Genomic DNA, 24,680 nt, shown 5'->3' with positions numbered 1-24,680 from the left:
AGAATTAGGGCGGCGGCTCGGCACGCCGCCGCCGCGGCGGTCGCGTCCGTCACCGCCCTCGCCGAAGCTCTTCGATCAGCTGTTCGATGAGCGTCGACTGCCGGTCGAGCCGCTCGGACTGCGCCTCGACGGTACGCCGCAGCGCGGCGACCTCGCTCGCGAGGTCCGCGTCCTCGACGCCGGCGCTCTCGAACGGCGACCCGTCGAACCCGTCGTCGTCCGGGCCGGTGACATCGGCGTCGTCCTCGGCGTCGGCATCGATCGTTCCGGCGTCGGAGCCGGAGTCCGCCCCCACGGCGTCGGTGACTGTCGGGTCCGCCGCGGGTTCGTCTGCCGGGCCGTCCATCGCCGCGGGTTCGTCCGTCGGCCCCCGTTCGACCCCTTCGGCGGACGCGGTCGTCGTCGCGTCCGCGTCGAGGGGATCCGCCGGATCTGCCCCGGTCGCGTCGTCGACGGCCGCGTCCGCGGCGAGCGGGTCCGCGTCCAGCGGGTCGTCGTCGTCGCTCGGCTCCGACGGTTCGGCGGACGACGCCCCCGGGGCGTCGGTCTCCGTCGCGGCGCCGGCTTCTCCGGCTGCGTCGGTCCCTTCCGCGGTCTCTCCCACGGCGTCGTCGCCGTCGATGACCGGCTCCGATCGGGAGGCGGCGTCGGCGGCGTCGACCGCCCCGTCCGACGCCGTTTCGGCTCCGTCGGCGTCGGCCTCCGCGTCGGCGACCGGTGACGCCGAGAGCGGGTCCGGTCCCTCGCCGAAGTCGGTCGTACCGCCCGACTTCCCGTCCGTCGTCGACTCGTCCGCCTCGGCGGCGGCGACGCGGAACTCCTCTACGCTCTCGACGCCGTGGAACGAACACACCGCGTCGGCGAGGGTCTCCCGGACCGCCCGAGCGGACTCGTTCGGCGCTTTGAACCGCTCCGAGCGACCGTCGTGGACGAGGACGACCGCGGTGGCGACGGTCCCCTCCTCGAAGTCGAGGCCGGTGAGGTCCGCGTAGTGGAACTCCTCGAACTCGGGGTCCCAGACGGCAGAGCCGACGTGTTTGACCAGCCGTTCGCTGGTGACTATCAGGGTGAGTTCCGAGAAGCGGAAGGTTCGGACGACGGTCTCGCCCGGTCCCGTGACGCCGCTCGACGAGAGGACGCCGGCGAGGATCGGGTGGAGGACGTCGTCGACCCGTTTCGAGGGGACCGAGAGCGTCTCGTCGCCGTCGAGACCGTATCCGAGGGTGATCTTCGACTTGCGGCGGCCCGCCGAGACCTCGATGCGCTCGACGTCGTGGTCGTACTCGTCGACGGACTCGTCGGAGAGGAGTCCGTCGCCGCGGTAGACGAGGGTCCGGGTGGGCGTGACCGCGAGTCGATCGTCGCCGCCCAGCGGCACCTCGGCGACGACCTCCTCGTCGCCGACGGTCCCCGCGAGCAGTTCGGGAAGGCTCATACGCCCGGGATACGCCGCGCCCGGCATAAATCCGCTGGGTCGGCGGTGAGCGCGGGTCGAGCGCGTTCGTCGCGCCCGAGATCGCGGGCGTCTCCGGCACCGTATCGCCCCGGAACTGCCAGCCTGCGGGGATCTGCGATCGGTTCACAACCCTCCGACGGATGGGAAGGTTAAAGGGTCTCATCGCGGTACGAACTGGTGAGGCCGGGTGGCTTAGCTGGACATAGCGCCGCACTCATAGGGTTCAGAGATTCGGTGCGGTGACGCCTTGGAAGCGTCCGCGTCCTTCCCGTGGCTCCGCCGAGCCTCGGACCTGGGACATGCGGAGATCGTGGGTTCGGAGCCCACCCCGGCCATTCTACAATCCGTTTACGTTGCCAGTGACGAGGTCGTCATTGGTCTATCGTGCGGTAACGGACCGTTCGTTGATGAGAACGAACTGTGCACCGACTTTGAGAATTCGCTCCTACTCGGACGGTTTATTCGTAAAATGCGCTTCACAGGGTTTCTACAGAGTATTTCCACACTATGGAAAGTTTAATGGGATACGATGTCCCACTATTAGGCGGAGACACCCACCGCCACGGACCAGTCTCCACCGTCAATCGGGCTAACCACCTGATCAAAAAAGGAGAAGACTCGTCGGGCAACCTACCCGACGTGTGACATAAGCGCAACCGTCATCAAGACGATACCCTCTGGGTGCCCTGTCAGGACCAGAACGGTGCCGCAGATGACGGTTGTCACCGTGGTTTTCTCAGAGATGCGCTAACACCTCCAGAGTGACTTTTACAGCGCAGAGCTCCGATGCGCCAGCTCTCGTATATCCGATCACTCGCAGTTCACCAGCGCATCACGCGTTGGCGTCTGCTGTCGAATTAGAGTTGAGTCTACCCCTTGTACGTTCGGATGTTCGAACTCGATCGGTTTCTATGTGTTTGACATAACACATAACAGCGGTTGTGGACATCAAGATATTTCGCGCGTTAATTTGATTCTATACATCTCTTATCTTAGCACTATAGAATTCTCTACCTTCTCGGGTGTGTCGAGTTCCCGTGGCCTCCTACACCGGGACCGCCGCGCCGGCGACGAGCGCGACCGCGGCGACGACGCCGCCCAGCCCCAACAGCCCGTAGTTCGCGAGCGGGTTCGCCGCCGTGAACAGGTCGAGGGTGTACTCGGTGTCCCACACGGGCGCGTACGGTCGGATTCCCATCGGCGTGAGCGCGTCGGCGAGGAGGTGCGAGACGATCGTCACGGCGCCGAACAGGAACCCGGCGCCGCCGAACAGGAGCGCGGCGGCGACCCCGCTCTGGAACCCGAGCGCCAGCCCGACGACGCCGAAGGCGACCCCGACGAGCAGCGCGAACCAGACGGTGTGCGTGATCCCCCGATGCTTCACGAAGGGGACGCGAATGTCGAGGTCGGGGACCATCGCCAGCGACGCGACGCCGGCGGCGCCGACGAGTCCGACCTCTATCGAGGCGAGGGCGGTCACGAGGAACCCGAACGGGGCGTAGACGGCGAGCGACGCCCCGACGTGGCCGTTGCGGTGCATGCGATCGACTGCGTCCCCGGCGCGTAAGTCCGTTACGTCGGCGAAGCGGCGGGCCATGCGCTCGGCGCCGTCCCGCGGATCCCCGGTTTCGATGCGGGGCGAAACGACTACGGCCTCCCGCCGCGACCGTCCGGTATGACGCTGACCGCCCGCGACCTGATGGAACCGGACGTAAAGACGGTGTCGCCGGACGACGACGTCGCCGAGGTGTTCAAGCGGTTCGCCCGCTACGAGTTCAGCGGCTTCCCGGTCGTCGACGACGACGAGCGGGTGGTCGGCGTGATCACCGAGTCCGACCTCGTGGACCTGTTCGAACCCGAAGACGAGACGCTGTGGATCCCGATCGGACTCCCGCCGTTCGTGGACACGCTCTCCTATCAGGTGAAGCGCCCGTGGGCCGACCTCGACCTCGGCGTCGACATGATCCGCAACGCGGACCGCCCCGTCTCCGACGTGATGAGCGCCGACGTGGCGACGGTGACGCCGGACTCCGGCGTCGACGCGGTCCTCGACCTGCTCGTCGGCGACGAGCCAGATATTAATCGCGTTCCTGTGGTCGATGAGGACGGGCGCCTCGTCGGCATCATCGCGCGCCAAGACGTGATCCGCGCGTTCCGCGACCGCCGACTAGAGTAAACTGAGGGCGACAACAGTCTTGACGGACATTTAGATACAGTCGGCCGCGACTCGGTGTAGATAGTCTCCAAAGCCCCAGCCGCTCGGTGATACGTAGTTGCTTCCGCGGAGACCATCTCCAAAGCCCCAGCTGGGAGGGCGGCGCACGCTCGTTGCGCTCCTCGTCACTCCCTACGGTCGTTCCTGCGGTGCTTACGTCGTCATCAGAACGCTTCGCGTTCTGATTGGCTCACGAGAGCGAAGCTCTCGTGAACGCCTGCGCCGCCCTCCCAGCTGCCCCTTTGAGTCCCACCCCCACCGCTCCGCACAGCACCTCACGCCTCCCCAACCTCGTCAGTCGCCTCCGCTTCGCTCCGGCGACTGACTCCCTCGCGCGTGCTGTCTCGCGGTCGCCGGGGGCGACCGCTCGCAGGCACGCGCCACCGCGCTGTTCTCTCAGTAAAATCGCTTGGCAGCCCCGCACGGGTCGGAGTCACGCGAGCCGCCGAACGGACAGCCTCTTACCGGTCGACCGTCAGGAACGGACGGACATGCTGCTAGCCGGAACCGTCGTCGCCGACTCAGAGACCGTCATCCCCGACGGCGCCGTCGTCGTCGAGGGGAAAACGATCGCCGCGGTCGGCGAAGAGACTACCCTCCGCGAGCGCTACCCCGACCACGAGCGACGCGCGTTCGACATCGTCGCGCCCGGTCTCGTCGGCGGCCACGTTCACTCCGTCCAGTCGCTGGGGCGGGGGATCGCCGACGACGACGCCCTCCTCGACTGGCTGTTCGACGCCGTGCTCCCGATGGAGGCGGCGATGGACGCCGAGGCCACCCGGGCCGCGGCCGAGTTGGGATACTTGGAGTGTCTCGAATCGGGGACGACGACCGTCGTCGACCACCTCTCGGTGAACCACGCCGCGGAGGCGTTCGAGGCCGCGATCGAGACGGGGATCCGCGCGCGGCTCGGGAAGGTGCTGATGGACCGCGACTCGCCGGACGGCCTGTTGGAGGAGACCGACGCCGCGCTCGCGGAGAGCGAGTCCCTCATTCGAGAGTACCACGGCGCAGCCGACGGTCGCGTCCGCTACGCCGTCACGCCGCGGTTCGCCGTCACCTGTACCGAGGAGTGCCTGCGCGGCTGCCGCGAGCTGGCCGACCGGTACGACGGGGTGACGATCCACACCCACGCCAGCGAGAACGAGGACGAGATCGAGACGGTCGAGGCCGACACCGGCAAGCGCAACGTCCTCTGGCTCGACGAGGTGGGGCTGACGGGGCCGGACGTGACGCTCGCGCACTGCGTCCACACGGACGAGCGCGAGCGCGAGGTGCTCGCGGAGACGGACACGGTCGTCACCCACTGCCCCTCCTCGAACATGAAGCTCGCCTCGGGGATCGCGCCGGTCCAGGACTACCTCGACCGCGGGATCGCGGTCGCGCTCGGTAACGACGGCCCGCCGTGTAACAACACGCTCGACGCCTTCACGGAGATGCGGCAGGCGAGCCTCCTCGGGAAGGTCGACGCCCGCGACCCGACCCGGCTCCCCGCCGGGACCGTCTTGGAGATGGCGACGGAGAACGGCGCCAGCGCCGCCGGCTTCGACCGGCTCGGCACGCTCGAGGCGGGCCGGCGCGCGGACGTGATCGGGGTCACGACCGACCTGACCCGCGCCACGCCGCTCCACGACCCGCTCTCGCACCTGGTGTACGCGGCCCACGGTGACGACGTAGTGTTCACGATGGTCGACGGCGAGATCCGCTACGCCGACGGCGAGCACGTCGGAATCGACGCCGCCGCGGTCCGGGAGCGCGCCACTCGCCAGGCGAAACGCGTCGTCGAAGAGGCGGGGATCGAGACGGACGCGCCGGTCTGAATCGGCGACAGTCAGACTAACCGAGGAGGAGAGAAGCGCGGACGCGCCGGTCTCACAGCGTCGTCTCGATCGACGACGACGAGTCGGAGTCGACGGACGACGCCCACGTCGCGGCGGCCGACGGGTCGTTGAACGCCTCGACCTCGATGTCCTCGACGTCGATAGTCCGCTTGAGGTACCGCCGCTTCGAGCGCTCGCCGACGACGGCGAAGCGCTCGACGCCGCGGGCGACCGCGATCTGTGCGGACTCGCGGAGCGCCCGCCGCCCGGCGTCCGAACACGGCCGACTCGTCCGCACGATGATAATGACGGCCTCGACCTCGCCGGGAGTGGTCGCGCTCCGCCACCGATCGAGCAGCGCCTCGCCGTCCGCGGGGCTCAGTCCAGTTCCGTGGGGGAACTCGACGACGAGGACGTCGTCCTCGACCCGCAGCAGCCAGCGCTCGCTCGGTTCCATGCTCTTCGATATCACGCTCCTGATTATAAAGCCGCGTTTCAAAATATCATATCTGGTATTCTGTGAGAAACACGTCGAACGCCCAGATCGCGCGAAAGGGAACGGTCTGGAGGCCTCCGACCGATCGTCGACGGACGCGTTCGCTATGGTTTTCGGTCGAGATATTTGGGATCCGCCGTCGGCGTGTGGATCTGTTGCTCCAACGGGACGGTACTCCCGCCGACGGCGACGGCGGAGAGCTCCGAACCGGGTTACCTTCGGCCGGTGTCGGGGTCGTCCGCGGCCTCGTCGTCGAGCGCGTCGACCACCGCGGTCGCGAGCGCCTCGAACGACGCCTCGTCGGGGATCACGTCGACCGCGACGCCGTTGTCGGCGGCGGTCTCCGCGGTCGGCGGGCCGATGGCGCCGACGACCGCGTCCGCCAGCCCGGCGCGCGCCTCGTCGTCGACGCCGCGGTCCTCGGCCGCCGCGAGGAAGTTCTCGACGGTCAGCGAGGAGGTGAACGCGACCGCGTCGAGGTCGCCCGCGGCGGCCGACTCGGCGGAGTCGCCCGCGTCGGCCGGTCGCGTGAGCCGGTACAGCACGGTCTCCGTCACGTCGGCACCGGCCTCTCGCAGGCCGTCGAGGAGGACGTCGCTGCCGTGGTCCGACCGCGCGACGGCGACGCGCTCGCCCGCGACGCGAGGTTCGAGCGCCGCGACGAGGCCGGCGGAGGTGTACTCCTCGGGGACGACGTCGACGGTCCAGCCCGCCTCGCGGGCGGCCGCGGCGGTCGCCGGACCGATAGCGGCGAGATCGGTGTCTCCTGGTTCCCAGCCGGCCTCTGCGGCCAGTTCGACGCCGGTCTTGCTCGTGAGCACGACGAGCGGCGCGTCCGCGGGGACGGCGCCCGTCGGTTCGACTTCGAGCATCGGATCGGAGACCGGCTCCGCGCCGAGCGACCGGAGCAGCTCGACCGCCGACTCGATCCGCTCGTCGTCGGGGCGGAAGACGGCCACGCGCGGCCCGCGCGACCCGCCTCCGCTCACGCCCCGTCACCCCCGTCGGTCGGGGTACCGTCTTCCCCGCCCTCCGCCGATTCGTCCTCTCCAGATTCGTCCTCTCCAGATTCGTCCTCTCCAGATTCGTCCTCTCCAGATTCGTCCTCTCCAGATTCGTCCTCTCCAGATTCGTCCCCCTCGCTCGCCGATCGAACCGGCGCCGAGCCGGCGTTTTCCAGGAAGGTCACGACGCGGTCGCGGGTGGCGGCCACGTCGCCGATGACGGTGATCGCCGGGGGTTCGATCCCCGCCTCGTCGCGCGCGTCCACGATGGTGTCGAGCGTGCCGGTCGCGACGCGCATGTTCGGCCAGGTGGCGCGCTCGACGAGCGCGACCGGGGTGTCGCCGTCGAGTCCGGCGTCGCGGAGCGCGGCGGTGTACGCCGGCAGCTTGCCGACGCCCATCAGCACGACGATGGTCCCGCCCGTCGCCGCGAGCGCGTCCCAGTCGACCGCTGACTCGTCTTTCGTCGGGTCCTCGTGGCCCGTGACGAACGAGACCGAGGAAGCGTGATCGCGGTGGGTCACCGGGATGCCGGCGACCGCGGGACCGGCTATCGCCGAGGTGACGCCGGGGACGACCTCGAAGGGGATTCCCGCCTCCGCGAGGTGTTCCGCCTCCTCGCCGCCGCGGCCGAAGACGAACGGGTCGCCGCCCTTCAGCCGGACGACGCGGTTCCCCTCGCGGGCCAGCTCGACCATGCGCCGGTTGGTGTACTCCTGGGGCGTCCACTCGCCGCCGGCGCGTTTCCCCACGTCCTCGCGCTTCGCTTCGGGTATCTCGCCGAGGATCTCCGGCCCGGGGAGCTTGTCGTGGAGCACCACGTCGGCCGACTCGATCAGCCGCTTCGCCTTCACCGTGAGCAGGTCGGGATCCCCCGGCCCGGAGCCGACGAGGAACACGGTGCCGACCCGATCGCCGCGGCCGCGGGTCGGCGGCTCGTCCGCGTTCGATCCGGGTCCCGCCCCGGTGCCGGAACCGCCCTCAGTCATCGGTCCCCGCCTCCGCGGCCTCGTCGCGCGCCTCGGCGATCAGGTCGTCCGCGCCGCGGTCCGCGAGGTCCGCGGCGAACTCCGCGGCGGCCGTCGCGTGCGACCGGATCGGGAGGTCTCGGGTGTCCGCCACCTCCTCGGTGCCGTCCGTCGAGAGCACCCGCGCCCGGACGTGGACGTGTTCCCCCTTGACGAGCGCCGAGACGCCGATCGGCGCGACGCAGCCCCCGTTGAGCTCGCCGAGGACCGTCCGCTCGACGGTGACCGCCACGCGGGTCCGCGGGTGGTCGACCGCCTCGCGGACCGCCTCGATCACGTCGGGGTCGCTCGCGGTGACGGCGATGGCGCCCTGCCCGGCCGCGGGGACGAACTCCTCTCGCGGGAGCCGCGTCGTCTCCACCTCGTAGAAGAGGTTCGAGCGGCGGAGCCCGGCCTCCGCGAGGACGACCGCGTCGTACTCGGTCTCGACCTGCCGCTCCATCGCCGCGCGTTCGAGGTCCGACAGCGAGTCGAACCACTCCTCGACGGTGCGGTCGAAGTCGGCGTCGACCTCGTCCGCGTCCGCCTCGTCGGCGTCGGCTTCGTCACCCTCATCCTCCGCGTCGCCGCCCTCCGCAGTCAGCGCGCTCTCCTCGCCGGCGGCGATCAGGCGCCGCTCGTGTTCCGCCTGAAGACCGGGCGCGAGCAGCTTCTCCAGCCGGGTGTCGACGTTGCCGCGGATCGGCTCGACGGTGAGATCGGGGCGGGCCGCCCGGATCTGCGCGCCGCGACGGAGCGAGCCGGTGCCGACGACGGCGCCCGCGGGGAGGTCCTCGATGCCGAGTCCGTCGGGGTGGACGACCACGTCGCCGGAGGGCGCGCGCTCGGGGACGCCCGCGACGACGAGGTCCGCCATCTCCTCGGTCGGGAGGTCCTTCAGCGAGTGGACCGCGAGGTCGGCGTCGCCGGAGAGCACCTCCTCGTCGAGGGCGCGCACGAACGCGCCCGTCTTCCCGAGGCGGTGGATCAGTTCGTCGGGGATCTGGTCGCCGCGCGTCTCCACCTGCCGGAGTTCGACGTCGCGGCGTCGGCTCGACAGCGCCTCGCGGACGGTCTCGGCCTGTCGGAGGGCCAAGTCCGACCCGCGGGTCGCGAGCCTGAGCGTTTCGGTCATAGGCGGACCGAGGTCCCCCGCGTTCAAAAGCGCACCAGTTCGGTCGCCTCGGCGACCGCGACCGAGAGACGGGGTCTCCGGGCCGCTCCCGCCCTCGATCGGCTTCCGGGGCAACTCCCGCCACGGTCACGCACCCTTTATCAGTCCGTCCCGAAACCGGAGACGACTATGGCACGCGCGAGCGCCGGGGCGCGGCTCCACTTCGGTTTCTGTAACCTCAGCCTCTCGCACGAGCGGCTGTACGGCGCCCTCGGCGTCGGACTCGCGGCACCTCGGGTCGTCGTCGACGCCGAACCGGTCCCGGAGGTGAGCGTGACGGTCGAGACCGGATCCGCCGCGGGCGACCCGGCCGGTTCCACCCCCACCGTGCGCGACGACGCTCGCGAGTACGCGACCGCGGCGACCGATCTGCTCGGCGTCGACGGCGCCCGCATCACGGTCCGGGAGTCGCTCCCCCGCCACGCCGGTCTCGGCAGCGGGACGCAGCTGGCGGCGGCGACGCTCGCGGCGGTCGCGACCGCCCACGGCGAGCCGGCCCGAGTTCGCGAGCGCGCCCCGGCGCTCGGTCGCGGCGGGCGCTCCGGCGTCGGCGTCGCGACGTTCGAGAGGGGCGGCTTCGTCCTCGACGCCGGGCACCCGACCGCCCGTTTCACCACCGACCGCCCCGCGGACGGCGAGTGGACCGTCCCGCCCGTGGCCGCGCGTCACACCGTCCCCGACGACTGGCGGTTCCTGCTCGTCGAGCCGGACGCGGACGCCGGCCGGAGCGGGGCGGCCGAGGACGACGCGATGCGGACCGCGGTCGAGCGCGCGGAGCCGGGGATCGCCGACCGGATCGGCGGGATCGTCACCCGACGTGTCCTTCCCGCGATCGCGACGGGGAACGCGGAGTCGTTCGGCGCCGCGGTCGCGGAGATCGGCCGGCTCAACGGCGCGTGGTACGCCGACGAGCAGGGCGGGGTGTACCGACCTCCGGTCGGTGAGGTCGTCGCGTCGCTGTCGGGCGCCTCTCCGGTGTTCGGCGCCGGGCAGTCCTCGTGGGGACCGACCGTCTACGGCGTCACCGACGCGGACCACGCGGATGCGGCGGCCGAGGCCGGCGAGCGCGCGCTCGACGCGGCCGGCGTCGGCGGCGAGGTGGCCGTCGTCCGGGCGGCGAACGAGGGCGCGCGGATCGCCGCCGGGGGCGGACCGGACTCGCCGTCGGCGGACCCGGAGAGGGGTAACACTAAGCCCCGCGGCGACGGGGCGTAAGCCATGTCCAGTCTTCCGTTCGGGGTCGCGCGCCTCGACTCGATCCTCGGCGGCGGGGCGCCGCCGGGGAGCGTCGTTCTGCTCGCCGGCGAGGCGGGCGCGGGCGCCCGGGAGTTCTGCTACACCAGCGCCGCGATGAACGCCTTAGCGGGCGCCGACGAGGAGCTGTTCGACCTGTACTACGGCGACATTGACGCCGACGCCAGCCTGCCCGAGTCGGTCCACTACATCTCCTTCACCGCCGACACCGGCGCGATCACCCGGGAGATGGAGTACACGATGGCGGACGAAATCGTCGACGCGGCGGTCGACGAAATCTCCTTCCGCGATCTCTCACCGGAGTACTTCCAGCTGTCGCCGGTACCGCGCGACTGGTACGAGACGGAGACGGCTTCGATCACCGAACTCGGCGAGCGCGGCGAGTACGAGGACGTGCTCACCGCGTTCGGCGACTACCTCTCGGAACACGGGCAGGGGAGCCTCGTCTGTATCGACTCCGTCACCGACCTCGTCTCGATGGTCTCCGACGACACCGACTGGAGCGACGTGGCGATGGTGATGAAGGGGTTAAAGAAGGCCGCCTACGAGTGGGACGCCCTCGTCCTCGTGTTGGTGAACACCGAGGCGCTCCGCGACCGCGAGTTCGGCACCCTGATGGACGCCGCGGGCGGGACGCTCCAGTTCTCGTGGGAGAGCGGCGGCTCCCAGCGCGCCCGGACCATGTTCGTCCGCGAGTTCCGCGGCGTGCTCTCGCGGCTGGAGGCCGAGAACATCGTCCGCTTCGAGACCGAGATCCACGAGGGCGGGTTCGACATCAGCGACGTTCGGAAGATTCGATAACGCGGGCCTAACGCCGAGTATCGATCCGGAGAACGCCGCGACAGGTTACTTAAGCCTCGCCGCTCAACGACACGTAGATGACGGAGGACCCGCGATGAGCGACCTCGACCCGGCTGCGGCCGCCCTCTCCGCCGCCGCGGAGGACGCCGGCGTGAGCCGCGAGGAGCTCCTCAAGCGCGCGCTCGTCGCGCTCGCGGAGTCCGAGGGGATCGACGTCCCCGACGCCGAGGAGGTGGCGGCGATCGAGGCGCGCCTCGACGACCTCGACGACGACGTCGACGAGAAGATCGCCGACCTCCGAGAGCGGTTCGTCGACCTCTACCGCGAGGTGGAGTCGCTCGACGCCGCCGCGGAAGGCGACGGTGACGGGGCGCCCGCAGCGGACGCGGCGCACCTCGACGAACTCGCCGACGAACTGGAGGGGATCGCCGGCCGGCTGGACCGCCTCGACGCGGCGGTCGTCGACGCGCCCTCTTCGGATCGGGTCGACGACCTCGGCGACCGACTCGACGCGCTCGACGCCCGTCTCGACGAGCTGGAGGCGGTCCGCGACCGGCTGGACGCCTTCGACGACCGCCTCCACGAGGTCGACGACCGGGTCGCGGCCGTCGAGTCCGACCTCGCCGACATCTCCGCCGACGACCTGGCCGAGATCGACGACAAGCTCTCTCGCGTCGCGAACGCGGTCGTCAAGGTCAAACGCCGGCTCGACGCGGCCGAGCGCGACCGCGCGGACCGGGAGCGCCTGGACGCGCTGACGCGGACGGCGAACCGACACGGCGTGCGGAGCGCGGACTGCGACCACTGCGGCGGCGGCGTGGAGTTGGGGCTGCTGTCGACGCCTGAGTGCCCCCACTGCGGGCGCCGGTTCGAGGATCTGGAGCCGAACACGGGCTTCCTCGGTACGTCCAGGCTGCTCGTCGCGGACCGGCCCGCCATCGACGGCGACGTCGCGGACGGCGACCGCGGCGAGAGAGGGCGAACGAGCGACCCGACGGGCGCCGCCGCGAGCGACGGCGGGTCGGAGGGCGGCGGTCGATGAGCGACGGCGACCGGCCGGACGACGACGCGAGCGACGACCCGTTCGGCGACGAGCTCTTCGGGGACGGACCGAGCGACGCGACCGAAGAGCCGTTCGCGGAGGCCGACGGCGACGATGCGGACGAGGTCGACGACCCCTTCGCGGCCCTCGGCGACGGGGTCGATGAGGGCGACGAGGGGGCTACCGACGCGGCCGCGGCCGCGTCGTCCCACGGCGACCCCGAACCGGCCGCACCGGCGGACGACCCGTTCGCCGAGCTGGACGCGGACGCAGGTGATGCCTCGGACGGCGAGGATCCATTCGAATCGATGGAGGTCGGCGACGTCGGCGAAGAGGACGTGTGGGCGGCGCTCGACGAGGAGTCGTCCGTCGGCGCCGACGCGACCGGTTTCGACGCCGAAAGCGGCTCTCGCGTCGATCCGGGCGACGCGACGGGGTTCGGCGGACCGGGGGCGGGAGCCGGCGCGGGCGGCGACGAGCGCGTGGTCGACAAGCGGAGCTACTGTCAGCAGTGCCCGCACTTCTCGGCGCCCCCGGAGACCGCGTGTACCCACGAGGGGACCGACATCGTCGAGTCGGTCGACTTCTCCCGGTTCCGGGTCCGGAACTGTCCGATGGTCGACGCGGAGGACCCCGCGTTCGACGAGGAATAACCGGAATACGTTTCTTCGAGTCCTTCGCGTGACCCCGAGAGATTTCTGAACATGTTCAAGCGCGCGCAGCCGATAGGACGTTCGTCCCGTGAGTATATCCGTTTCCGGGGAAGGGAGATCCGTCGAGTTCGGGCGGGGGGCGGTCACCGGCGCGATAGGGGATTCGATTACGGTTGTCCCGCTCGTCGTCGCGCTGGCGCTGCTGACGGAGGTGTCGCTCCCGCACGCGCTCGTCGCGTTCGGGGTCTTCCAGATCGTCTGGGGGGTCCGCTACGGGCTGCCGGTGTCGGTCGAGCCGATGAAGGCGCTGGCCGCGCTCGCGGTCGCGGGCGCGCTCACCTACGCCGAACTCGCGCTCGCGGGCCTGATCCTCGGCGTCGTCCTCCTCGCGATCGGACTCACGGGGACGCTCGCGTACGTCGAGCGGTGGATCGGCGAGCCGGTGATCCGCGGCGTCCAGTTCGCGGTGGGACTCGTCCTGCTGGAGACGGGGATCGGACTCGCAATCGACGACCCGGTCGTGGCGCTCGTCGGAGTCGGTATCGCCGCCGCGTTCGCGCTCGCGGGCCGCGGGAAGGCGAGCGCGCTGGCCGTGGCGCTCGTCGGCGTCGCGACCGCGCTCGTCGTCGCTGGAATTCCGACGCCGCGACTGCCCGGCGCGCCGCCGACGCCGGCGTTCGGTGCGGCGCTCACGCGCGCGGCCTTCGACGGCGTGGTCGCACAGTTGGCCATGACCATCGGCAACGCCGCCTTAGCGACCTCGCTCCTCTTCGCCGACCTGCTCGACGCCGAGGTGACGCCGGACGAACTGTCGACGAGCATGGGCGTCATGAACCTGATCGCAGTGCCGCTCGGCGGGATCCCGATGTGTCACGGCTGCGACGGCGTGGCGGGCAAGCACGCGTTCGGCGCGCGCACCGGCGGCGCGAACGTCGTCCTCGGCGCCGGTTACCTCGTCGCCGCCCTGTTCGCCACGCCCGCGCTGATCGCGGCGTTCCCGCTGGCGATGCTCGGCGCCCTCCTCGCGATCGTCGCCGTCTCCCTGGCGCGCAACGTCACCGACTCGGGCAACCGCGCACTCTCCGTCGGCATCGGCCTCCTCGCGCTGGCGACCAACCTCGGGGTCGCGTTCCTCGTCGGTATCGCCGTCCACCTCGCGTGGGAGCGAATTAGCGGATGAGGTGTCTGTAGGCCTCGACTGAGTTAAACGGACAATGCGGTGGCGCGTGCCGACGAGCGGCCGACAGGCCGCGAGTCGCACGCGCGAGGGAGTCGCTGGCGGCGCCAGCCGCCAGCGACGAGGCTGGGGAGGCGTGAGGCGCTGTGCGGTTGCGGTCGGGTGGGACTCAAAGGGGCAGTCGCGAGGACGAAGGCGGCCGACGCAAGGACCGCAAGGAGCGAGCGACGCGAGCGACTGAGGACCACAGCGAGGCCCCCGAGTCCTCGCGACTGGGGCTTTGGCGGTGTTCGCCGTCGATCGCTTGACCCCCTCGAACACTCGGAAAACGCCTTCCTCACGTCACACCACGTATTCGACCGTACCCACCGGACCTAAACCGCTCGACGCCGTATCAAACACGTATATGCAGTTCTGTGACGACTGCGGCTCGATGATGGTCTCTCGCGACGGGGAGATGGTGTGTCAGAACGACGACTGCGGCGGCACCGCCGAGCGCGACGAGGCGCTCGCGGCCGAGTTCGAGTCGACGACCGAACAGACCGGCGACGAGGTGATCGAGACCGAGGAGGGCGCGAATTTCGAGGGGAAGCCCACCGCGAACGATATCGTCTGCGACGAGTGCGGCCACGGCGAGGCGTGGTACACGATCAAACAGACCGGCGCGGCCGACGAGCCGCCGACGCGCTTCTTTAAATGCAAGGAGTGCGGCCACCGCTGGCGCGGGTACAACTGAGCCGTCACTCCCGGCTCAGCCGCGCCCCGAGGAACGCCGCGGCCGCCTCGCCAACCTCCCCGCTCCGCCCGACGAAGAAGTGGTCGGACTCGAACGCGACCGTCTCGATCCCCAGTTCCGCCGCGCGCTCGACCACGGGTCTCCAGTCGGCCGTCGAGTCGCGCGTCGCGTACAGGACCCGGACCGGCACGCCCCGCTCGACGACCGCTCCGAGCGCGGCGACCGCGTCGACGTCCGCGTTCAGCCGCGCGGTCGGCGCGAGCGCGCAGACGGCCGCGAGTTCGGGCCGCGACGCGGCCGCGACGAGCGCGACCGTGCCGCCGAACGAGAAGCCGAACAGCCCGACGCGGTCGTAGCGGTCGAGCGCCCAGCCGACCGCCGCGTCCGCGTCGGTGGTCTCGCCGTACCCCTCGTCCCAGTCGCCGTAGTCGAACCGGAGGCAGTCGATTCCGCGGTCGGTCAGGGCGTCGCTCGCGGCCGTCAGTCGCTCGTCGCCGCGGTGGCCGCGCTGCTGGGGGTGCGGCGGGCAGGCGACGACGACCGCGTCGGCCCGGAGCGCGTCGCCGGAGCCGACCTCGGACCCGTCGCTGGCGGCGGTGTCGAGACTGGCGCGCACGTCGCGGCCGCCGGGGATCAGGACGGTGTCGCTCACTGGAGTCGGATCTGAGCCTCGCAGTCGCTCCCGCTCACGGGACCTGCGTCACGCGGTCGACGTCGTCGAGCGCTTCGAGGTCGGCCGCGAGCGCCTCTTGGTCGACGTTCGCCTCGTAGTAGAACACGATGTCGAAGGCGCCGTCGCGCAGCAGCTGCTGGCACTCCCAGACGAACGCCTCGCCGTCGAGCGTCAGCCCCTGGAACTGGTTCGACGAGAAGTTCGTGTCGTCGTTGCCCGCCTCGATGTACGTCTCGCCTTTCCCCGCGTGGTCGGCGATGACCTCGTTGGCGGCGACCGTCAGCTCGTGCATCTCCAGGTCCTGCTGGCCGTCGAGGTCCGTGTGGACGATACAGCCCACCAGCTCGATGTCGCCCGGTTCGAGCAGGGCCTTCGTGCGGGTGTACAGGTCCGAATCGACGGTCTCGCTCATGCGTTCCCTTTCCAACTCCGGTTACAAACGGGTGACGGTTCCCGCGGCGGACCGGACCGGACGCTACCGCTCCCAGAACGCCCGCTGCCGGGCTTCGATCTCCGAGAGCGCCGCCGACAGGACGTCTCGCCAGTCGGCCGGATGTGACGCGTCGCCGGGCGTCGGCGCGTCCGGTCCCGGGTGGACGTGGTCGCGGACGTTGTGGTCGGACGGGTGTCGGTCCCACCGGTGATCGAACTCTCCGTCCTCGTGTTCCTCGTGGTAGTGAATCGAGAAGTCCCCGTTCTCGTACCAGGCCACCTCAAGCCGAGCGGCGCGCACCCGATCCGGGTAAAATCGATTGTCGTAGACACAGACCAGCCGATCCGGTGCGACCGCCGGCTCCCCGTCGATCCGGCTGAAGCGGCCGTTCGCGCCGAATCGCTCTCGAATCGCGTCGAGCCGGTCGAAATCGACGGGCGTACCGCTCGACGAGTCGGGCGCGTCCTCGTCGCCGCCGCTCATACCGCGGATCGTCGGTCGGCGGCGTCTCCGGACTCGGCCGCGAGCGCGCGTTCGAGCAGGGCCACCCGTCGGCGGGCCGTCTGCCACGCGGTGAGACGCTCCCAGACCGCTTCGACGGACCGGTCGGTCGCCTCGGCGTGGCGCGCGATCGAAACGTCGGTCGGTGCGTCGACGTCGAACTCCCGACGCAGCGCCGCGAGGTGTTCGGACTCCTCTTCCAGCAGGTCGAGGAGTTCCTCGGTCGTGTACTCCCGCCGGAGGCGCTGAACGCGTCGCCAGTCTAAGTACTCCTGGTTTCGCTCGTAGGTGGCGGGCGAGTCCGTGGCCTTCGTCACGACTCCCATGCGTTCGAACCACTCCAGGTACTCTCGCGCGGCGTCGACGCCGTGGCCCGCGAGTTCGGCGACGTCGCCCGCCGTCGCCGGCGAATCGAGCGTGAGGACGGCGTCGAGGAAGTCGTCCCGAGTTCGCTCGCCGCGCACCGCGTCTTCCGGCGGCACCAACGCGTCGAAGTCGGGGGCGTCGGCGCGCTCCGCCTCGTTCGCCTTCAGTTCGTCACGAGGCTCGTCCATGTGGGTGTTCTGAGCCTGTGACGGAATAAAACTTTCTCGCGAGGAATAACCCGTCTGATCGACTACCGAAGTCGAACGACCGCCCGATCGCTCCGCTCTTCGAGTCTGACCAGCCCGTCGTCGTCGAGGTCGTCGACCAGTCCGCGGAGCCACTCCCGGCCGTGTTCGCCGTCGGGGGCGTAGTCGACCCGGATCCGGTGGCCGAGCGCGTCCAGTTCCATCTCGTCGTGCTCGCCGAGGAGGCGGACGATCCGCCCGCGGAACTGCCGGCGGCTCCCCTCGAAGCTGGGCTGCTCGGGCACGTCGGGCGCGGTGAAATCGCCCGTCTGGTAGGCGTGACACCACTCGCGCCACGGGCAGCCGGCCTCGTCGCACCGGGGCTTCTTCCCGCAGGCGACGCCGCCGAGTTCCATGACCGCGTTGTTCCACACCCGCGACTCGCCCGCCGGCATGAGCCGGGAGGCGACCCGCTCGAACGCGTCGTCGTCGTCCGGAACGTCGAACGCGCGGTACAGCACCCGCTTCACGTTGGTGTCGACGACGGCGTCGCCGTTATTGAACGCGAACGACGCGACCGCGTTGGCGGTGTACGGGCCGACGCCCATCAGTTCGCTGAGACCGTCCGGCTCCTCCGGGAAATCCCCGTCGTACTCGGTCTCGACCTGCCCGGCCGCCTCGTGGAGGTACTTCGCGCGGTTGTTGTACCCCAGCGAGTGGTCCGACCAGAAGGCGACCACGTCGGCGCGGTCGGCCGCGGCCAGGTCCGCGGTCGTCGGCCACTCGTCGAGGAAGTCCTCCCAGGCGGGCACCACGCGGTCGAGCTGGGTCTGCTGGCTCATCACCTCGCTGACGAGGATCTCGTAGGGGTCGTCGGTGCGGCGCCACGGGAACTCGCGGTGGTCCGCCTCGTACCAGTCGACGAGCGCGTCGCGGACCGCGTCGAGGTCGGCCGGGAGCTCGGAGGCGCTCTCCGCGTCGGTCATATCTCCGGTCCGGCCGGCTACGGTTTATCCGTGCTGGTCCCCGTCGGCGCCGACCGCCGCCATCGTCCGCGGGTCGCGGTCGGGACCGGGATACTCGCCGCCGACCGCCTCCGGGTACAGTTTCGCCGGGTCGAACACCGTCGCGAACGCCCGCGGCTCCCTGACGCTCACGGGCAGACGGTCGCGCAGGCCGGCGGCGGCCCCCGGCCCGGTGAGCGAGGGGTCGAGGCTCACGATCTGCATCGCGCCGCCCCGGTACGCGGACGCCAGCGCGGGGTGGTCTCCCGGGGGCTGCGCGACCGGCTCGCGCCACGCCTCGACCGCGGCGCGCCAGTCCGCCGCCAGGTCCGGATCCGACAGCGACGCGATGGCCGCCTCGGCGTCGTCGAGGAGCGGATCGCTGGCGACGAGCGTCGTCCACGCGTGCGACCGGAGCGCGTCGAGGGCGTCGCGGGCGGCCCCGCCGACGAGGAGGTCGGCCGCGAGCGCGTCCGCGTCGGCGACGACCCGGGCGGGACTGGGGTCGAGGGGGTCGGTGACCGCCTCGTCGCCGTCGGCGGAGGCGTCGCTGGCGGTGGCGGCGCCGTCGTCCGGGGCCGATCCCGATCGCACGTCGTCGAGCGCGCGTCGCACGTCCGCCTCGTCGAGGTCGCCGGCGAGCGCGGCCGCGCGCTCGAACAGGTCGGCGAAGGTCATGTCGGTCGGTCGGTGCCGTGAGCGTATCCTCCTTACGACCGGGAGTTGATCGCGTCCCGCTCACCTCACGGTCTCGACAGAGCGTCGTCAGTGTTGTCTCGGGGCGAAGCCAGCAGCAATCTGTAGAAAATGATTTTATTAATATTGAAAGAGTAGTTTTCAGAGTGGGAACTATTAAGTAGGTCGCGCGCGTACGTATAATTGAAATGAGTACCCAGAAGCAGGCCCGTCAACGGTACGGCGACGTTCACGAGAGCGAGGCGCTCCGCGTCCCCGAGGAGAAGGCCGAACAGCTCGTCGACGCGCTCAACAGCGACCTCGCGGCGACGTACGTCCTCTACCACCAGATCAAAAAGCACCACTGGCTCGTCGAGGGCGCCGAGTTCCTCGGCATCCACGAGTACCTCGGCGAGGTCGCGGCCGACCTCGAAGCGGGCGCCGACGTGCTCGCCGAACGCGCGCAGGCGCTCGGCGGCGTGCCGCTCTCGGGCGGCGCGAACTACGAGGAGCACGCGCCGGTGACCCCCGAGGACGCCGACGCCTACGACATCCGCACGTCGCTGGAACACGACCTCGAGATGTTCGGCGACATCACCGAGCAGCTCCGCGAGCACATCCAGCTCGCCAACAACCTCGGCGACTACAACACCGAGGAACTGCTCCGCGAGATCCTCGAAGACGTCGAGGAACACGGCCACCACATCGAGCACTACCTCGAAGACGACACGCTCGTCACGAGCGAGACGCTCGAATAGGCCGACTGCGGCGGGCCGACTGCGTGGCGATTCGGACGCTGACCGCTTTTCCGACTGAATCCCCGATTCCGAAGAGTCCGCCCGCCGTCTCGCTCAGTCGAGGTCCGGCGTCCGCTCGCCCGCAGGAACAACGATCTCCAGCCAGTTCTCTTCCGGCGGAAGCGGGCAGGAGAACGTCTCGCTGTACGCACAGAAGGGACTGTACGCGAGGTTGAAGTCGACGGTGACGGTGTCGCCGTCGTCGAGGTCGCGCTCGGGCGCGAGTTCCATGTACCGGCCCTGATGGTACGTCTGCTGGCCCGTGGTCTTGTCTCGGAAGGGGACGAAGATCGCGCCGTCGTCGCCCTCCTGTCGGTACCCCGCGAGCGTGTGCTCCTCGCCGTCGACCTCGAACGCGAAGGTGACGATCCGGAGGTACCGCACCGGGTTGCTCGCGGTCGTCTCCATCTCGACCGGCTCCGGCTCGTCGTGGACGGTGACGGTCGCCTCGACGCGGTAGTCGGGGTCGGGCGGGAAGTAGTCCAGCCCGTCAAAGTCGTCGCGGTGTTCCGGCGGGATCGGCGACTGCTGGTGCTCGGCGAAGAACTCGTCTTTCTCCCGGCGGTTCGCGCGAAGCCGCTCGGCGTAATCCTCGCTCATGGACGGTCCGACGGGCGCCCGCGGTTTCAGGTCCGCGGTTCGGTCGCCGGCGGAGCCGCGGCGCGCTGGCGGCGTATCGGCGGCGGCGACCTCACAGCGCCTGGAGGTCCGCGAGGCAGTCGTCGAGGTCGCGGTTCGACCTCGCCAGCGACACGCCGTCGACGCGGGCGAGGTCGGCGGCGTGGTCCCACAGGTCGCCGTCCTCGATCCCGTGGAGCACGACCGCGTTCGGCGTCGGACTCACGACCCGCAGCGCAACGAGCGGCGACTCGCCGCGGGTTACCCGCGTGAACACGAGCGCGCGGTTCGTCGACTGGCCGTACAGCCGGTAGAACTCCTCGCTCGACAGCCGCGTGATCGCCTGGATCGAGTCGATCACGGTGTGGCCGTTCACGTGCTCGTGTTCGCCGCGGACGATCTCCGTCGCGCCCATCGCGTCGTAGAACTCCTCGAGGGGGACCGCCGTCGAGTACTCGCGGAGGTCGTGGACGATGTCGCTCTCGAACCCGGCCGAGAGCACCCGGGCGTGCTGGCGGAGCCGCCCCCCGCCGCGGCGCTCGTCGATGTCGAGCAGTCCCTCGACGGTGCGGCGGACGACCCCGATGCCCGGGCTCTCGCGGCGGCCGCTCTCGTAGTCGGAGACGACCGACGAGGAGACGCCGAGCTGGTCGGCCAGCTCCGTCTGAGAGACGTCGAAGTCGGTCCGCCACTTCCGGAGGGTCGCCCCGGGGTCGTCGCTCAGCGTTATCTCGCCGGCGATCCGGCGGGAGAGCTCCTCGCGTGCGTCGCTCATGCCGTGAATCGACGGCCGAGCGCCGCAAAAGGCTACCGTTCGTTGCGCGTCGACGGCGCCGGACCCTACTCCAGGTACAGCGAGTAGACGATGACGGCGAACCCGACCGACGTGAGGAGCCCGTCGATGGCGATGCCGACCGCCAGGTCGGCGCCGATGATCTGGTGGGAGACGCCGCCCAACAGCGCACCGACGGTGACGATGCCGAAGCCGACGCCGAGCTCTCGCAGCGACCGGTCGCCGGTCCGGTCGTACGCGCGGAGCGCGTAGTAGGTGATGCTGCCACCGAGCGCCAGGATGGCGGTCTTTGCGACGATGATCGTCAGGTCGATGTACGGATTCATGTTTCCTCTCGTAGCTCCGACCACAGGTCGGCCAGTCGCTCGTCTCGAGTCCGCTCCGGCCGGGAGAACTCGACGTCGAACTCGCGGCGGTCCGCGTCGCTTTCGGCGCCGTCGTCGATCGAGACGGTGACGGCGTCGAACGACACCGAGTACCGCGTCGTGTGCTGTCCGTCCCGACGGATGTCGGTCGACTCCGACAGCAGGGAAGCGTCGGTGAGCTTCTCCAGTTTCCGGTAGGTCGTCGACAGGGGGATGTCGCACTCCTCGGAGAGCTCGCTCGCGGTCTTCGGCTCGGTGAGCGCCGCGACGATCCGACGGGCCGCGTCGTCGGCCAGCGCGTCGAGTACCTCGTCGACCGACGGGGGCTCCGGGTCTCGCGACGGGTCCCGCACCATGCGTGACGGTTCGGCCCCCGCAACTTAAACCATCGAACTTCCGTCCGACGAGACTCCGGTCGGTTCCGTCGGCTGTCGGACGCCGACCGGATCGGACCTCCGGTCCCGACCCCACGAGTCCGCCCGTTTTTGTACGGCCGCGGCGTAGCGCGCCTCGATGGATACGTGGAAGCGGCGGGTCGTGTTGTACGCGGTCTTTCTCGGCGTCATGCTCACGTTCACCGCCGTCGCCTACCGGTGGGGAATGCGCGTGTACGAGAGCGACCCCCGGACCCTGATCGAGTCGTTCCAGTTCGCGATCGAGATGTTCACGACGACCGGGTTCGGCGGCGACTCGTCGTCGTGGCAGAGCCAGCAGATACACGCGTTCGTCGCCGTGATGGACCTGATCGGGATGATGCTGCTCATCGGTGCGCTCCCGGTGGTCGCGACCCCGCTTCTCGAATCGGCGTTCTCGACGACCGTCCCCCGATCGCTGGAGACGGAGATGGAGGGACACGTCGTGGTCGCGTCCGACACCACGCGCTCCGACGCGCTCCTCGACGAGTTCGAGTCGGAGGACGTTCCGTACGTGGTCGTCGAACCCGACCCCGACCGGGCGCTGGCGCTGTACGAGGCGGGTCACCTGGTGATCCGGGCCGATCCCGAGACGACGACGGGACTCGAAAGCGCCCGCCTCGGGTCGGCTCGCGCCCTGGTCACCGACGTCTCCGACCGGGTGGACGCGAGCATCGTCCTCGCCGCGAAGGAGCTCTCGACGGACGTCCGCGCGATAAGCGTCGTCGAGGACTCCTCCCGCGAGCGCTACCACCGCCTCGCCGGCGCGGACGAGGTGCTCTCCCCGCGGTCGCTGCTCGGCGAGAGCCTCGCTTCGAAGGTGACGACGGCGGTCCGGACCGACCTCGACGAGGCGGTCGCGATCGGCGACTCGCTGCGGATCGCGGAGATTTCGGTCCACCACGGGAGCGGCCTCGCCGGGTCGACGCTCGCGGGTAGCCGGATCGGCGAGCGCACCGGGGTCGACGTGATCGGCGCGTGGTTCAACGGGGCGTTCGAGGCGGCGCCGCCGCCGGACGCGACGCTGTCGGCCGGGACCGTCCTCCTCGTCTCTGGAACCGAGACACAGGTGGAGCGGCTCGTCGACCTGACTAACTCCGCGGCCCGGCGGTTCGGCGCGGGCGAAACGGTCGTCGTCGGGAACGGACAGGTCGGAAAGACCGTCGCGAACACGCTCGACGCGGCCGGCCTTCCGGTGACGGTCGTCGACCGCGACGACGGCGAGGCGATCGACGTGGTCGGCGACGCGACGGACCCGGAGACGCTGCGGGACGCCGGCGTCGCGGACGCTCGGACCGTCGTCCTCGCGCTTCCCGACGACACGACCGCCGAGTTCGCGACGCTCGTGGCCCGGGACTTGGCGCCGAACGTCGAGCTGCTCGCGCGGGTCGAAGACCCCGAGAGCGTGCCGAAGATGCACCGGGCCGGCGCCGACTACGTCCTCTCCCTCTCGACGGTGACGGGGCGGATGTCCGCCTCGGCCGTGCTCGCCGACCGGGACGTGCTCTCGCTCGACACGCACGTCGAGGTCGTCCGGAGCGAGACGCCGGCCCTGATCGGCCGGACGATCGGGCAGGCGGCCGTTCGCGAGACGACCGGCTGTACCGTCATCGCGATCGAGCGGGGCGACGAGCTCGTCACCGACGTGGGTCCGGAGACGCGGGTCGAGCGGGGCGACGAGCTCGTCGTCGCCGGCACCGACGAGGGGGTCCGCGCGTTCGAGCGCGCGTTCGCCTGAGCGCGCCGTTCGCCGATCCCGGGCTCGACTCAACGCGGGACGTTTCAGACGCCTCGCCGGGACGAGTCGAACGCTTCAAGTATTCGCTGGCTGTTCGTACCCGTATGAAAGACCAGGGACGCTCCACGCGCAAGCGGACCGGCGGCCGACTCAAGCACGCCTCGAACAAGAAGCGCCACCAGCTCGGCCGCGAGCCGGCCGAGACGACGGTCGGCGAGACGCGCCTCCAGTACATCGACTCCCGCGGCACGGAGAAGAAGGTCCGCGCGCTCTCGACGAACGTCGCGCAGGTCGCCGACGGCGGCGACGTGGACGAGGCCGAGATCGAGAACGTCGTCGAAAACCCTGCGAACGTCAACTACGTCCGCCGGAACATCGTCACGAAGGGCGCTATCATCGAGACGTCCGCCGGCCGCGCCCGCGTCACCTCTCGTCCCGGCCAGACCGGCCAGGTCAACGCCGTCCTGCTCGACTGAGACCGACGCGACGCCCGTCACCCGACGGCTCCGTCGGAGCCTTTCTGAAGGTATTTCCCCTCGCTGCCCCACCACCGACGCGTGTACCTCGGCGTCGACGAAGCAGGCAAGGGACCCGCGCTCGGACCGATGGTCGCGGCGGCGGTGGTCGCCGACCCGGCGAGCCTGCCGGCCGACGTGGACGACTCGAAGCGGATAGCGCCGGCCCGGCGCGAGGAGATGGCGGCGGCCCTCAGGGGCGGCCCGGACGTCGCGGTCGGCGTCGCCCGCGTCGAGCCGGCCGAGATCGACCGGCCGGACACCGACATGAACACGCTCACCGTCCGCGGGCAGGCCCGGGCGGTCCGGGCCGCGCTCGCCGACCTCTCCTCCGGGGTCGCCGAACCGGTCCGGGTCGTCGCGGACGCGGGCGACACCAGCGAGGAGCGGTTCGCGCGGCGCCTCCGCGAGTTCGTCGAGGGCGGCGGCGAGAACGAACCCCCAGCGGACGGCGAATCCCTCTCGTCGGTCGACGTGACGGCCGCCCACGGCGCCGACGGGGACGACCCCGTCGTCGGTGCCGCGAGCGTCGTTGCGAAGGTCGTCCGCGACGCGGCGATGGCCGCGATCGACGCGGAGTACGCCGACTACGACGACCTCGGGAGCGGCTATCCGAGCGATCCGGCCACCCGGGCGTTTCTCGCCGCGTACGTCGGCGACCACGGGACGCTGCCCGACTGCGCGCGCGAGTCGTGGAGCACCTGCGAGGACGCGCTCGCGGCCGCAGAGCAGTCCGCGCTCGACGAGTTCTGAACCGGAACGCGGCGCG

At 70.4% G+C, this 24,680-nt stretch carries 27 protein-coding genes, 1 tRNA gene and 1 pseudogene; 13 read left to right on the top strand and 16 right to left on the bottom strand.

The genetic code is table 11. The features are described from left to right. Positions 1-49 precede the first annotated feature (49 nt). The gene (locus J2744_RS09715; RefSeq protein WP_210113157.1) at positions 50-1,435 is read right to left on the bottom strand and encodes a DUF7115 domain-containing protein; all 1,386 of its coding nucleotides are present in this window, start codon (positions 1,433-1,435) and stop codon (positions 50-52) included. Positions 1,436-1,637: 202 nt separating this feature from the next. On the opposite strand from J2744_RS09715, the gene J2744_RS09710 reads away from it, so the two are divergent. Continuing rightward, a tRNA-Met gene (locus tag J2744_RS09710) sits at positions 1,638-1,791 on the top strand. Between the two features lie 710 nt (positions 1,792-2,501). On the opposite strand, the gene J2744_RS09705 is transcribed toward J2744_RS09710, so the two are convergent. Next, the gene (locus tag J2744_RS09705; RefSeq protein ID WP_210113156.1) at positions 2,502-2,996 is read right to left on the bottom strand and encodes a metal-dependent hydrolase; all 495 of its coding nucleotides are present in this window, start codon (positions 2,994-2,996) and stop codon (positions 2,502-2,504) included. A 135-nt stretch (positions 2,997-3,131) separates the two neighbouring features. On the opposite strand from J2744_RS09705, the gene J2744_RS09700 reads away from it, so the two are divergent. Continuing rightward, a complete protein-coding gene (locus J2744_RS09700; RefSeq protein ID WP_210113155.1) occupies positions 3,132-3,632 on the top strand; it encodes a CBS domain-containing protein in 501 nt (166 codons plus the stop codon). 530 nt (positions 3,633-4,162) lie between these two features. Next, positions 4,163-5,491, top strand: a complete 1,329-nt coding sequence (locus J2744_RS09695) for a 5'-deoxyadenosine deaminase (protein ID WP_210113154.1) — start codon at positions 4,163-4,165, stop codon at positions 5,489-5,491. Between the two features lie 52 nt (positions 5,492-5,543). Here the strand turns inward: J2744_RS09695 and J2744_RS09690 are convergent, their stop codons facing one another. The 4 genes and pseudogenes from J2744_RS09690 to hemC all read right to left on the bottom strand — a co-directional run bounded on the left by J2744_RS09690 (position 5,544) and on the right by hemC (position 9,133). Then, on the bottom strand, positions 5,544-5,948 hold the full coding sequence (locus tag J2744_RS09690; protein ID WP_210113153.1) for a hypothetical protein: 405 nt from the start codon (positions 5,946-5,948) through the stop codon (positions 5,544-5,546). 251 nt (positions 5,949-6,199) lie between these two features. Continuing rightward, positions 6,200-6,976 carry a uroporphyrinogen-III synthase gene (locus tag J2744_RS09685; RefSeq protein WP_210113152.1) on the bottom strand — a complete coding sequence of 259 codons (777 nt, stop codon included), beginning with the start codon at positions 6,974-6,976 and terminating at the stop codon, positions 6,200-6,202. Positions 6,977-7,233: 257 nt separating this feature from the next. Next, positions 7,234-7,980, bottom strand: a pseudogene (cobA, locus tag J2744_RS09680) (uroporphyrinogen-III C-methyltransferase); the annotation flags it as partial. Beyond that, positions 7,973-9,133 carry a hydroxymethylbilane synthase gene (gene hemC, locus J2744_RS09675; RefSeq protein ID WP_209547303.1) on the bottom strand — a complete coding sequence of 387 codons (1,161 nt, stop codon included), beginning with the start codon at positions 9,131-9,133 and terminating at the stop codon, positions 7,973-7,975. The gene hemC and the pseudogene cobA, both read right to left, overlap by 8 nt. 168 nt (positions 9,134-9,301) lie before the next feature. Between hemC and J2744_RS09670 the strand changes: the two genes are divergently transcribed. From J2744_RS09670 to J2744_RS09645, 6 genes are all read left to right on the top strand, one after another. Further along, positions 9,302-10,387, top strand: a complete 1,086-nt coding sequence (locus J2744_RS09670; protein WP_209547300.1) for a beta-ribofuranosylaminobenzene 5'-phosphate synthase family protein — start codon at positions 9,302-9,304, stop codon at positions 10,385-10,387. 3 nt (positions 10,388-10,390) lie between these two features. Then, positions 10,391-11,227 carry an RAD55 family ATPase gene (locus J2744_RS09665; protein WP_209547297.1) on the top strand — a complete coding sequence of 279 codons (837 nt, stop codon included), beginning with the start codon at positions 10,391-10,393 and terminating at the stop codon, positions 11,225-11,227. Positions 11,228-11,321: 94 nt separating this feature from the next. After that, positions 11,322-12,269, top strand: coding sequence for a hypothetical protein (locus J2744_RS09660; RefSeq protein WP_209547294.1), 948 nt, complete (start codon positions 11,322-11,324; stop codon positions 12,267-12,269). Then, entirely contained in the window at positions 12,266-12,922 is a 657-nt protein-coding gene (locus J2744_RS09655) for a hypothetical protein (RefSeq protein WP_209547291.1), read from the top strand. The genes J2744_RS09660 and J2744_RS09655 overlap by 4 nt, the downstream gene beginning before the upstream one ends. Before the next feature lie 88 nt (positions 12,923-13,010). After that, complete coding sequence (locus tag J2744_RS09650; RefSeq protein WP_321169797.1) at positions 13,011-14,102, top strand: putative sulfate/molybdate transporter; 1,092 nt, start codon at positions 13,011-13,013, stop codon at positions 14,100-14,102. 403 nt (positions 14,103-14,505) lie between these two features. Further along, a complete protein-coding gene (locus J2744_RS09645) occupies positions 14,506-14,835 on the top strand; it encodes a transcription factor S (RefSeq protein WP_209547288.1) in 330 nt (109 codons plus the stop codon). Between the two features lie 4 nt (positions 14,836-14,839). Here the strand turns inward: J2744_RS09645 and J2744_RS09640 are convergent, their stop codons facing one another. The 6 genes from J2744_RS09640 to J2744_RS09615 all read right to left on the bottom strand — a co-directional run bounded on the left by J2744_RS09640 (position 14,840) and on the right by J2744_RS09615 (position 18,675). After that, positions 14,840-15,487 (bottom strand): alpha/beta hydrolase, encoded by a 648-nt coding sequence (locus tag J2744_RS09640; RefSeq protein WP_209547285.1) that lies wholly within the window; start codon positions 15,485-15,487, stop codon positions 14,840-14,842. A 34-nt stretch (positions 15,488-15,521) separates the two neighbouring features. Beyond that, entirely contained in the window at positions 15,522-15,920 is a 399-nt protein-coding gene (locus tag J2744_RS09635; RefSeq protein ID WP_209547282.1) for a DUF5778 family protein, read from the bottom strand. A 63-nt stretch (positions 15,921-15,983) separates the two neighbouring features. Beyond that, the gene (locus tag J2744_RS09630; protein WP_209547279.1) at positions 15,984-16,424 is read right to left on the bottom strand and encodes a hypothetical protein; all 441 of its coding nucleotides are present in this window, start codon (positions 16,422-16,424) and stop codon (positions 15,984-15,986) included. Continuing rightward, complete coding sequence (locus J2744_RS09625; protein WP_209547269.1) at positions 16,421-16,996, bottom strand: DUF7342 family protein; 576 nt, start codon at positions 16,994-16,996, stop codon at positions 16,421-16,423. The genes J2744_RS09630 and J2744_RS09625 overlap by 4 nt, the downstream gene beginning before the upstream one ends. A 62-nt stretch (positions 16,997-17,058) precedes the next feature. Then, on the bottom strand, positions 17,059-17,979 hold the full coding sequence (locus J2744_RS09620) for an A/G-specific adenine glycosylase (protein WP_209547266.1): 921 nt from the start codon (positions 17,977-17,979) through the stop codon (positions 17,059-17,061). A 24-nt stretch (positions 17,980-18,003) separates the two neighbouring features. Continuing rightward, positions 18,004-18,675: a DUF7384 family protein gene (locus J2744_RS09615; RefSeq protein WP_209547263.1), complete on the bottom strand. Its 672-nt coding sequence runs from the start codon at positions 18,673-18,675 to the stop codon at positions 18,004-18,006. A 206-nt stretch (positions 18,676-18,881) separates the two neighbouring features. Between J2744_RS09615 and dpsA the strand changes: the two genes are divergently transcribed. Further along, a complete protein-coding gene (dpsA, locus tag J2744_RS09610; protein ID WP_209547260.1) occupies positions 18,882-19,430 on the top strand; it encodes a DNA starvation/stationary phase protection protein DpsA in 549 nt (182 codons plus the stop codon). A 93-nt stretch (positions 19,431-19,523) separates the two neighbouring features. On the opposite strand, the gene J2744_RS09605 is transcribed toward dpsA, so the two are convergent. The 4 genes from J2744_RS09605 to J2744_RS09590 all read right to left on the bottom strand — a co-directional run bounded on the left by J2744_RS09605 (position 19,524) and on the right by J2744_RS09590 (position 21,601). Beyond that, positions 19,524-20,069, bottom strand: coding sequence for a DUF1684 domain-containing protein (locus J2744_RS09605; RefSeq protein WP_209547257.1), 546 nt, complete (start codon positions 20,067-20,069; stop codon positions 19,524-19,526). A gap of 91 nt (positions 20,070-20,160) precedes the next feature. Next, entirely contained in the window at positions 20,161-20,862 is a 702-nt protein-coding gene (locus J2744_RS09600) for a helix-turn-helix domain-containing protein (protein WP_209547254.1), read from the bottom strand. Positions 20,863-20,927: 65 nt separating this feature from the next. Next, entirely contained in the window at positions 20,928-21,206 is a 279-nt protein-coding gene (locus J2744_RS09595; RefSeq protein WP_209547251.1) for a DUF7521 family protein, read from the bottom strand. Continuing rightward, a complete protein-coding gene (locus J2744_RS09590) occupies positions 21,203-21,601 on the bottom strand; it encodes an ArsR/SmtB family transcription factor (RefSeq protein WP_209547248.1) in 399 nt (132 codons plus the stop codon). The genes J2744_RS09595 and J2744_RS09590 overlap by 4 nt, the downstream gene beginning before the upstream one ends. A gap of 157 nt (positions 21,602-21,758) precedes the next feature. Between J2744_RS09590 and J2744_RS09585 the strand changes: the two genes are divergently transcribed. The 3 genes from J2744_RS09585 (at position 21,759) to rnhB (ending at position 24,664) form a co-directional block, all read left to right on the top strand. Further along, complete coding sequence (locus J2744_RS09585; protein ID WP_209547245.1) at positions 21,759-23,396, top strand: potassium channel family protein; 1,638 nt, start codon at positions 21,759-21,761, stop codon at positions 23,394-23,396. Between the two features lie 104 nt (positions 23,397-23,500). Next, positions 23,501-23,872, top strand: coding sequence for a 30S ribosomal protein S8e (locus tag J2744_RS09580; RefSeq protein WP_209547242.1), 372 nt, complete (start codon positions 23,501-23,503; stop codon positions 23,870-23,872). Between the two features lie 81 nt (positions 23,873-23,953). Beyond that, the gene (gene rnhB, locus J2744_RS09575; RefSeq protein ID WP_209547239.1) at positions 23,954-24,664 is read left to right on the top strand and encodes a ribonuclease HII; all 711 of its coding nucleotides are present in this window, start codon (positions 23,954-23,956) and stop codon (positions 24,662-24,664) included. The last annotated feature ends 16 nt before the right edge of the window (positions 24,665-24,680 follow it).

Source organism: Halorubrum trapanicum (assembly GCF_017873555.1).
Classification (GTDB): Archaea; Halobacteriota; Halobacteria; order Halobacteriales; family Haloferacaceae; genus Halorubrum; species Halorubrum trapanicum.
The sequence above is the reverse complement of the archived record's forward strand: the minus strand, read 5'-3'. Positions and strand labels throughout refer to the sequence as shown.